Here is a 255-nt window from a genome sequence, read left to right as displayed (position 1 = left end):
ATAGCCAATGGGAATGGATTGATCTTAATGGTGATGGCAGTTTTACCGGTCCTCAAAATGTTGGAGAATTAAATGAGGGAGGTTTTGGTAATGCGTTAACACCTAATGTGATTATTGATGGGCCTAATGGTTATCATAAAGAAGTTATTGTAAGCCAAACAGGATTCTGGAGAGACCGACCAGAAACAGCAAATCCTAATGGAGATTATACGATAAAATTGGTAAAAGATGGTAATCTGGATGCTGTTGCTACAG

General features: G+C 38.4%; 1 protein-coding gene. It reads left to right on the top strand.

Features of this window, described 5'->3' with window-relative positions; all coding sequences use genetic code 11:
• On the top strand, positions 1-255 hold a 255-nt coding region (locus tag ACHRV3_RS23070), incomplete at both ends, for a hypothetical protein (RefSeq protein WP_395436301.1).

Origin of the sequence: Flavobacterium sp. FlaQc-49, assembly GCF_044005985.1 — a bacterium.
GTDB classification, from domain to species: Bacteria; Bacteroidota; Bacteroidia; order Flavobacteriales; family Flavobacteriaceae; genus Flavobacterium; species Flavobacterium cupriresistens.
Note: the sequence above shows the minus strand (reverse complement) of the source record. Positions and strands in the feature narration are given on the sequence as shown.